Annotated in this window: 7 protein-coding genes; 2 read left to right on the plus strand and 5 right to left on the minus strand. The window is 72.6% G+C overall.

What is annotated here, in order from left to right; all coding sequences use genetic code 11:
* Nucleotides 1–14 precede the first annotated feature (14 nt).
* Nucleotides 15–392, minus strand: coding sequence for a response regulator transcription factor (locus OV427_RS24515; protein ID WP_267858587.1), 378 nt, complete (start codon nucleotides 390–392; stop codon nucleotides 15–17).
* Nucleotides 393–757: 365 nt separating this feature from the next.
* Between OV427_RS24515 and OV427_RS24520 the strand changes: the two genes are divergently transcribed.
* Nucleotides 758–2,059, plus strand: coding sequence for a serine protease (locus tag OV427_RS24520; protein ID WP_267858588.1), 1,302 nt, complete (start codon nucleotides 758–760; stop codon nucleotides 2,057–2,059).
* Nucleotides 2,060–2,214: 155 nt separating this feature from the next.
* Here the strand turns inward: OV427_RS24520 and OV427_RS24525 are convergent, their stop codons facing one another.
* Entirely contained in the window at nucleotides 2,215–2,664 is a 450-nt protein-coding gene (locus tag OV427_RS24525) for a Fur family transcriptional regulator (RefSeq protein ID WP_163991841.1), read from the minus strand.
* 575 nt (nucleotides 2,665–3,239) lie between these two features.
* Here OV427_RS24525 and OV427_RS24530 point away from each other — a divergent pair.
* Nucleotides 3,240–5,222 carry a sensor histidine kinase gene (locus tag OV427_RS24530; protein WP_267858589.1) on the plus strand — a complete coding sequence of 661 codons (1,983 nt, stop codon included), beginning with the start codon at nucleotides 3,240–3,242 and terminating at the stop codon, nucleotides 5,220–5,222.
* Nucleotides 5,223–5,237: 15 nt separating this feature from the next.
* Here OV427_RS24530 and OV427_RS24535 read toward each other — a convergent pair whose 3' ends face one another.
* From OV427_RS24535 to OV427_RS24545, 3 genes are all read right to left on the minus strand, one after another.
* Nucleotides 5,238–6,731: a di-heme oxidoredictase family protein gene (locus OV427_RS24535; RefSeq protein WP_267858590.1), complete on the minus strand. Its 1,494-nt coding sequence runs from the start codon at nucleotides 6,729–6,731 to the stop codon at nucleotides 5,238–5,240.
* Nucleotides 6,728–8,482: an Ig-like domain-containing protein gene (locus OV427_RS24540; protein WP_267858591.1), complete on the minus strand. Its 1,755-nt coding sequence runs from the start codon at nucleotides 8,480–8,482 to the stop codon at nucleotides 6,728–6,730. Before OV427_RS24540 ends, OV427_RS24535 begins: the two co-directional genes overlap by 4 nt.
* Nucleotides 8,483–8,676: 194 nt before the next feature.
* Nucleotides 8,677–9,168 (minus strand): Hsp20/alpha crystallin family protein, encoded by a 492-nt coding sequence (locus OV427_RS24545; RefSeq protein WP_267858592.1) that lies wholly within the window; start codon nucleotides 9,166–9,168, stop codon nucleotides 8,677–8,679.
* Nucleotides 9,169–9,216 lie beyond the last annotated feature (48 nt).

Consider the following 9,216-nt stretch of genomic DNA (forward strand, 5'->3'; position numbering starts at 1 on the left):
GGGGGCGGCAGTCCTCAGGCCGCCTGGCTGAGGCGCTTCACCGCGGACAGCAGCTCGGACAGGTCCAACGGCTTGCGCAGCCAGCCGGCCACTTCCAGCCCCTCGGCCGCGCCCTTCACGTCCAGGTCCGCGCTGGCCACCAGCACGGGGATGTCGGAGAGGGCCGCGTCGTGGCGCAGGGCCTCGCGGAAGGCGAAGCCGTCCATGCGCGGCATCATCAGGTCGAGCAGGATGAGCCCCGGGGGTGTCTCCACCTGGCGCAATTGGGCGAGCGCTTCCAGGCCGTCCGCGGCGAGCAGGACGGCGTAGCCCTCCAGCTCGAAGACGTCCTGGAGCGCATCTCGAATGTCCAGGTCGTCGTCCACGACCAGCAGTGTCTGAAGCGGTTGCACCCAGGCCTCCGGCGAGGTCGGGAAGGCAGATCCCGCTCAACACCGCGGACTAGATGCGTCCGCCCCCTCCCTGGCGGAAGCGCAGGCCGGAAGACGGCCGGGTGGAATGCTCAGCAGCCAACGAAAGGGCCCGCGCCGCCCGCGTCCGGCCTGTAGCGGGGTGGATCAACCCCGCCCTCGGGGTTTTCCATTCGTGCATATTCAGTTCTATTTGTATCCAAGTTGCAATAATCCCGGGGGACTGGGTCTTCCTTCACTTCGTGAATTGGTTGAGTTGCGGATAATCCAAGGTGGAGACAGCATGGGGGCGGCCTCCGGCCCGTCGTCGGGCGGACGGCCTTCACCCCCAAAGGAGTGTTCACCTCATGCGAATCCCCCGGTTCTCCACCCGCAGGACGCTGCTCGGCACGCTGCTGTGTACCCTCTCCCTGGCGGCGTGTGGCCCGGCCCCGGAGGCTGGAACCGCCGACAGCGCGCCCACGGGCACGGAGAAGCAGCCCGTCGTCTACGGCACGGACAACCGCACGGACGTGTACGCGCACGCGAATGCCACCCTGCGCGCCCGTGCCCAGCAGGCCACCGTGGCGCTGATGAACACGTCGGACTACAACGCGACCAACCCCAACAACGTCACCTTCAACGCGTCCACGCTGCAGAGCGCGTACGGCCTGTGCAGCACCGAGCGCTTCCTGACGGACCTGACGCCGGCGTTCTGCTCGGGCACGCTCATCGACGATGACCTGGTGCTCACCGCGGGCCACTGCGTCACCAGCGCGTCGGCCTGCACCAGCACGCGGCTGGTCTTCAACTTCTACCGCACGGCCGCCAACGCCATGCAGACGGTGACGACGGCGGACATCTTCTCCTGTACGTCCATCGTCGCGCGCCAGCAGGCCACGGTGAACGGGCGCAACCTGGACTACGCCATCCTCAAGCTGGACCGCGTGGCCACCCCGCGCTTCACCCCGGCCCCCATCCGCGCGGGCAACGCCGCGCTGGCGGTGGGCACCAACGTGACGGTGATTGGCTCGGGCAGCGGCATCCCCTTCAAGATTGACTCGGGCGGCTCGGTGCGCGACGCGCGCGCCAGCACGCTGGACTACTTCGTCGCCAGCACGGACACCTTCGGCGGCAACTCCGGCTCGGGCGTGTACGAGAACAGCGGCTACACGGTGGCCGGCATCCTGGTGCGCGGCGAGACGGACTACAAGGCCAACGGGAGCTGCAACATCGTCAACGTGTGCACGGAGACGGGCTGCCGCGGCGAGGACATCACCTACGTGCGGCCCGCCATCGACGCGTACTGCGGCGTGGCCACCAGCACGCGCCTGTGCGCCGGCTACCCGCCGCCGCCCACGCCGGTGACGTTCACCTTCACGGCCACCAACACCAACAGCGCGCAGCAGAACACCACCAACCGCAACGTCACCCTGGCCGCCGGCCAGACGCTCAACTTCGGCACCTGCACGGTGCCCGGCGCCTCGGGCACCGGTGACACGTACCTGCGCCTGTACAACGGCACCACGCTGGCGGCCTCCAACGACGACGCGTGCGGAACGCTGTCGTTCGCCAGCTTCAAGGCCACCACGGCGGGCACGTACCAGATTCGCGCCGGCTGCTACTCCAGCGGGAGCTGCAGCGGCACGGTGGCGTACACCATCCAGTAGCGCGGAAGTCCCCGGAAGGGCTCGCGCGGGCGGTGGCTCCACCGTCCGCGCGCTTTCCGGCCCGGCGCGAGCGGCCCTACAGGGCCAGCGTCACGCGAGCCGGGAGTCGGCGGGCCCGGCTTGCCCCGCGAGGGAGCGAAGGCGGGCCCCGTCCGTCACACGCAGCGGTCACACAGGCCGCGCAGCTGCACTTCCACCGCGCGCTGGGACACCGCGCGGGGCACGCCCTTGGACGAGGCGATGCGGACCGACTCCTCCGGGAGGCACGCCACGGTGCCGCAGTCGGTGCAGGTGAAGTGGGGATGGCTGCTGCCATGCTCCTCACCCTCGCGCTTCAGCTCGAAGCGCCAGACGTGGTCTCCCAGGTCCGCCCGCACCACCAGCCCGGCCTCGGTCAGGTCCGTCAGGTTGCGGTAGATGGTCACCCGGTCGTAACCCTCGTCACCGAGCGAGTCCACCAGGTCGGCATGGCTCATCGGCGAGGAGGCGCTCTCCAGCTCCCTCAGCACCGCCACGCGGGGCGCGGTGCTGCGCAGGCCCGCGGCACGGATGCGGTCCTGGAACTCGGTGAGCTTCGGCTGCGCGGCAAGTCTCTTGGCTCCCATGATGTCCTTTCAATTAACGCAACTGCCATGCACTTTCACCTGTGTCACGAAACAACCCGGAGGGTCCGTCCCGACTCTCCGAGGCGTGGGGGCGGACGGGCGCTCGCGACACTGATGCAACTGTCTTGCAGAAGAACTTCTGTTGCCCTCGTAGACACGTAGAGGCCGAGTCGAGAGGCACCCGGGTGGGTTTTCCGTGCTCTCGGCGAGTGCGGCTTTCTTCCGGAGGCCGCGAGCCGGTTCCCCGGGGAGTGACCCCGTGGGTCTCCAGGTGGCCACGTGTTTGTAGACGCTCGGACGGCTGGAGGGAGCCGACCCACGCTGCCAGTGTTGACGCGGCTACTGCTGAAACCGTGGATGCATCCGTTACGCGGATGCGTTGGCGGTGGTCGGGAGGCTGCCGCGCCTCCGGCGCGGGCGGGGAGGCATCGGACATCTGGCCGGTTTGCACCGGAGAACACTTGCGTCGGGACGGCTTGACTCGGTGGCCCCGCTGCACAGACTGCGACTCTTTCTTCATCGTCAGGGCGGAAGCCGCGTCCTGCCTGCCCGCCCGCCCTGTCGAACTCGCCGAGATGAAGCCCACCCTCCTGCTCGTCGAAGAACCCGGCCCCGTACGGGAACTGCAGGTGCTGGCGCTGGAGAGTCAGGGGTGGCAGGTGACGGCCCTGGCGGACCTCCCGGCGGCCATCACCCTGCTGCACGCCGAGCCAGCGCACGTGCTGATGGTGGCGGCGGGCCTGCTGACGGCGGGTCTGCTGGCGGCGGGCCCGGTGGGGCAGGAGGCGCTGGGGCGGGCCCTGAAGGTGTCGGGCGCGGTGCCGCGCGTCATGGCCTTCCCCGCCGAGCAGGAGGGGCTGCGGAACGTGGAGTTGCCGGGGCTCGGCTTCCTCGACCGGCCGCTGTCGCTGGGCGCGCTGGTGGAGTGCGTGCGGCAGGCGCTGCCCCCGGAGGTCCGCGAGGCCGGGGGCGCGGCGCGGCCCACGGTGCTGGTGGCGGATGACGACCCGGTGTCCCGCAAGCTGCTGCAATTGCACCTGGTGCCGCTGCGCTTCGAGGTCCTCATGGCCCCCGACGGCGTGACGGCGCTGGAGCTGGCGAGGCGCCGGAGCCCCGACGTGGTGCTGGCGGACGCGCTGATGCCGGGGCTGGACGGCTTCCGGCTGTGCCTGGCGCTGCGGCAGGACCCGCGGCTGACGCGCGTGCCCGTCATCCTCACGCACACCGTGGTGCCCGACGAGCTGGATTTGCGCATGGCCCACAACGTGGGGGCCAACGGCTTCGTGCGGCGCACGCAGGAGGGCGACGAGCTGGTGGGCGCGCTGCTGCACGAGCTGCGCGCGGGGGCCCCCTCGCACGTGGCCCCGCCCCTGGAGCTGGGCACCGAGGAGCACCTGTACCGGATGGTGCGGCAGCTCGAGCGGCGGGTGGGCCTGCTGGAGCAGGCCGAGCGCAACGCGCGCGAGGGCGAGGCGCGCTTCCGGCTGGTGGTGAATGGCTCGTATGACGGCATCTGGGACTGGGATTTGCGCCGCCAGACGCTCTACTGGAGCCCGCGCCTGCTGGAGATGCTGGGCCTGAGGCCGGAGGACTTCGCGGGCACGTACGAGGCCTTCACGGAGCTGATTCACCCGGAGGACCGGCCGGACGTGCTCGCCGCGCTGGCCGCCCACCTGGAGCGGGGCGCGCCGTACGACGTGTCCTACCGGCTGCGGCACTCCACCGGGGGCTACCGCTCGTGTGTGAGCCGGGGCAAGGCGATGCGCGACGCGCAGGGCCGGGCGGTGCGCATGGCCGGCATCATCGGCGACGTGACGGAGCAGCTGCGCATGTACCGCGAGACGCAGGAGGCGGTGCGCGCGCGCGACGAGTTCCTCAGCGTGGCCGCGCACGAGCTGCGCACGCCGCTGGCGGCGCTGCGCCTGCGGGTGCAGGGCGCCCAGGGCGTGCTGCGCGCGGGCGTGGCGTCCGCGCCCGAGCGGCTGGCGCGGGCGCTGGACTCGGCGGACCGGCAGGTGCAGCGGCTGGCGGACCTGGTGGAGTCGCTGCTGGACGTGTCGCAGCTCCAGGGCGGAGCGCCGCGGCTGTACCTGGAAGAGGTGGACCTGGCGTCGGTGGTGCGCGAGGTGGTGTCGCGCTCCGAGGAAGCGGCCGCGCGCGTGGGCTGCCAGCTGGTGGTGCGGCCGCTGGTGCCCACGTCGGGCCGGTGGGACGTGGCGCGGCTGTCCCAGGTGGTGACGCACCTGTTGTCCAACGCGATGAAGTTCGGGCCCGGCAAGCCGGTGGAGGTGGCGCTGGAGTCCGGGCCGGACACGGCGACGCTGGTGGTGACGGACCACGGCATCGGCATCGCCCCGGGGCGGGTGGACGGCATCTTCCGGCGCTTCGAGCGCGCGGTGCCGGTGCGCCACTATGGCGGGCTGGGGCTGGGGTTGTACCGGCTGCGCCGAATCGTGGAGGCGCACGGCGGCGAGGTGTCGGTGAACAGCACCCCCGGCGAGGGCGCCACCTTCCGCATCCGCCTGCCGCGCGCGGGCCCGCCCGCCGCGCGGGCCTGAGGCGGGCCCTTCGCGTCAGAGCGAGTCGAGGAAGGCGAGCAGCGCGTCGCGCTCCGCCTGCGTCAGGTGGTGCACGGCCTCGCGCGCGCCTTGGGCCTCGCCGCCGTGCCAGAGAATGGCCTCCAGGGGCGAGCGCGCCCGGCCGTCGTGCAGCAGGCGGGTGTGCCCGCTCACCGCGCGCGTGCGGCCCAGGCCCCACAGGGGCGGCGTGCGCCACTCGCGGCCGGTGGCGAGGAAGTCCTCGCGCCCGTCCGCCAGGGCGTCGCCCAAATCGTGCAGCAGCCCGTCCGAATAGGGCCAGATGCGCTGGCCGGACAGCTCCGGGTAGCCGGCCAGCGTGCTGGTGGTGAGCGATGGGCGGTGGCAGCGCGCGCAGCCCACGCGGTGGAAGACGGCCTTGCCCGCCAGCACCTGGGGCGCGTCCACGTGCTCGCGCGCCGGCACCGCCAGCGTGTGCGTGTAGAAGTCCAGCGCACGGGCCTGTCGCTCGCTCACCTCCGGCGTGCCGCCGCCCGGCGCGGCCCGGCACGCGGCCTGGGCCTGGGTGCAGCCCTCGTCCGCGAGTAGCGGTGAGGTGAGCCCCAGGTCGCCCAGCAGCGCGCCCGCGTTCTGGTGCTCCAGGTCCGGCTGGTTGGCCTTCCACCCGAAGCGCCCCAGCACCGCGCGGCCCTCACGCCGGCTCCAGACACGGTTGGGCCGGCCGGAGACGCCGTCGCCATTGGCGTCGTCCGGGTCCGCCCACTCCAGCCACGTCGCCTCGGGCACCGCCGCCAGCAGGCCCAGGCCCGGCAGCGGCTGCGCCACCCGCGCCGAGGTGCGCGTGTCCGGAGACAGCGGGCCGTGCGCCAAATCCGTGAGGCTCAGCTCCGGCGCGGCGAGCGAGTAGGGCGCTCCGTCCGCGAAGGTACCGGGGACTTCCGTCCAGCGCAGGCGCGCCTGTCCCTCGGCGGGCACGCCGGGGATGCCGTGGGGCTGGAGCTGGTCCCCGTAGGTGGGCTCCGGAAGGGGCCCGCCGTGCGCGTCCGCGCCGGGCACCGACAGGCGCACCAGCAGCGTGTCCGCCACCGCGTCCCCTTCGGGAGGACGGCCCCGCCCGTTGCCCAGGTGGCAGGCGACGCAGGAGACGGAGTGGAACAGCGGGCCCAGCCCGTCCCGCTCCGCCCGCGTGTCGGGCGCGGGCAGCCAGTCCGCCTCGAAGACGGCCTCGCCCGTGAAGAACTCCGCGCGCCGCGCGAGCGTGAGGTTGGCGGCCGGGCGCTTGAAGGCCGTGGCCGCGCCCGGGGACGGGACGGTGGTGGCGCCGCCGGGCCACGCTTCGCCCTCCTCCACCACGTCGAAGCGCGGTGGGGGAGGGGGCGGCGGCTCCCCGGGCCCGGCATCGGGAGGGGACTCTCCGGGCCCTGCGTCGGGAGGCGCAAGGGGCGGCGGTGCGCTGCCCGCGCCGCCGCACGCGCCGAGGCCGAGCGCCCAGAGCAGCGCTCCCAGGGACAGGACGGGACGCTGCTTCAAGGCACCGGCACCGAGATGGGATTGGTGTAGGACCACCGGTCGATGACGGCCTCCGGGCCCAGCGAGCCGTTGAGGTTCCACCCCCACCCGTACAGCGAGCCGTCCCGGCGCAGGGCGAGCACGTGCGTGGCGCCCATGCCCAGGGTGGCGACGGGGCTCACCTCGGTGGAGACGGGCGTGGGCCCGGGCCTGTCTTCCTTGTCACCGACACACAGTTGCCCGTTGCCGTTCTGCCCCCAGCCCACCAGCGAGCCGTCCGCCCGCCGCGCGAAGCTGAAGTTGCCGTTGGCGTAGACGGCGCGCGCGTCGATGAGGTCCTTCACCTTCACCGGCGCCGCGCGCGGCGTGCCCGCCGCGCCCGTGCCGAGCTGCCCGCTGGCGGCCAGGCCCCACGCGGACACCGTGCCATCCGCGTGCAGCGCGAGCAGGTGGTCTCTGCCGTTGGCGAGGTCCACCACCTGCTCCAGCCCCGGCACCCGCGCCGGCGTGGGGTGCACGTCCTGGTCCGTGCTTCCCGCGCCCAGGTTGCCGTAGGTGTTGCGGCCCCAGACCCAGACGGTGCCGTCTCGCTCGAGGGCCGCCGAGTGCTGCGAGCCTCCCACCAGCTTCACCACGCCCGTCAGCCCCCGCACGGGCACCGGGTAGTCCCGCGACTCGACGGTGCCGTCGCCGAGCTGCCCGTCGGCGTTGTTGCCGAAGGCGCGCACCGAGCCGTCCTCCAGCAACACCAGGGCGTGCCGGTAGCCGAGCGCCACCGCCACCGCCCCGTCGAGTCCGGGAACGCGCGTGGGCTCGCGGCGCAGGGTGACGTCCGGGGTGTGCGGCTGGCCCGGCTCGGGAGGCGTGCCGAGGCCGAGCTGGCCGTCCGCGTTCTCTCCCCACGTCCACACGGTGCCGTCCGAGCGGAGCGCCACCGAGAAGTTCTGGTTGAAGGCGATGGAGGCCACGCCCTCGAGGCCGGGCACCGGCTGGGGCTGCTTCTGGTCCGCCGTCACCGCCGCGCCCAGGCCCAGCTGCCCGCGGTTGTTGCGGCCCCACGCGTGGATGCGCCCGTCGCGCAGCAGGCCGCTGTGCAGCGCGCCCGCGGACGCGAGGCCGCCGAAGTGGAAGGACACGGTGCTCTCGCCCACGTTGCCGTGCGCGTCCCGGGCGCGAAGGAGGAGCTGGTTGGCGCCCGGCCGCGGCGTCAGCTCGAAGGCGAGCGCGCCGGTGTCACCCGTCGCGGGGGGCACCTCGTGCTCCTCGCCGCCGTTGAGCACCCAGGCCACGGACACCACGCCCCGGTCGTCCGTCGCGCGGGCGTCCACGGACACCCGGCGCACGCCGAGCGCCTGCCCTGCTTCCGGCGACAGCACCTGGACCTGGGGCGCCGTGGTGTCCGGCGTGTGGCGCAGGCGCAGCGTCCGCGTGTCGCGGCGCCCCGTCGCGTCCTCCGCCTCCAGCAGCACCTCGCTCTCGCCCGCGGGCAGGGTGAGGTCCACGGTGAAGGCGTAGTGGCCCGGCTGCGTCTGCGTCACGGCGGCGGCGTGCGCGTCACCGCCATCCACCCGCGCCGTCAGCGAGGCCAGCCCACCCGCCGCGCCCACCGTGCCGGACAGGCGCACCGAGGGCTCATCGAACGACGCGCCTGCCACCGGTGAGAGCACTTCGATGGCGGGCGGCGCGGGGACACCTGGTGGGACGGTGACGTCCGGACCACAGGCGGCAAGCCACAGCGCGAGCAGCGCCGGGACGGGGCGAAGGCACTTCATGAGAGGGACTCCCGAGGGAAATGAGATTGATTTGCAGAATCAAATCAGGGGCCGCCTCTTACCTCCCCGGGAGTGGGGCATGCAAGGAGGTGGAGGCCCGCTGTCAGTGATTTCCGCTCGGGAGTGCGGGAATGCAATCCGGTTACCGGGGAAGGGAGCCTGGAGGCTCCGCGTGCCCCGGTACCGGGGTGACGCTACGCCTTCGGCTTGTCGACGCGGGCGGCGGCGCCGCCCACCTTGATGCGCTTGGGCTGCACCTCGGGCTTCTTGGGCAGCGTCAGGTGGAGCACGCCGTCCTTCAGGTCCGCGGCGATGTGCTCCGCGTCCACGCCCTCCGGCAGGGTGAAGGCGCGGCTGAACGAGCCGAAGCTGCGCTCGAAGGCGAAGTAGCGCTCGTTCTCCTCGCGCTTCTCGGACTCACGCTTGCCGCTGACGACCAGGCGGTCGCCGGTCAGCGAGATGTCCAGGTCCTTCTCCTGCACGCCGGGCAGGTCCGCCTTGAAGACGAACGCGTCCTTCGTCTCCTTCACCTCGAAGGCGGGAATGAACGAGGGGCCCGCGCCCCGCCCGCCCAGCAACTGCGTCATCGCCTCCAACGGGTCCCAGTTCATCAATTCCTGCATCTGGGAGAACGGGTCCCGCTCACGACGGGGAATGCCGCCTTCGCGACGGGTGATGTCGGCCATGGGAAGTCCCTCCTGTTTTCCGGTTGGAAGGGCCCGGTGGCGTCACCC

Source organism: Pyxidicoccus sp. MSG2, assembly GCF_026626705.1.
GTDB lineage: Bacteria > Myxococcota > Myxococcia > Myxococcales > Myxococcaceae > Myxococcus.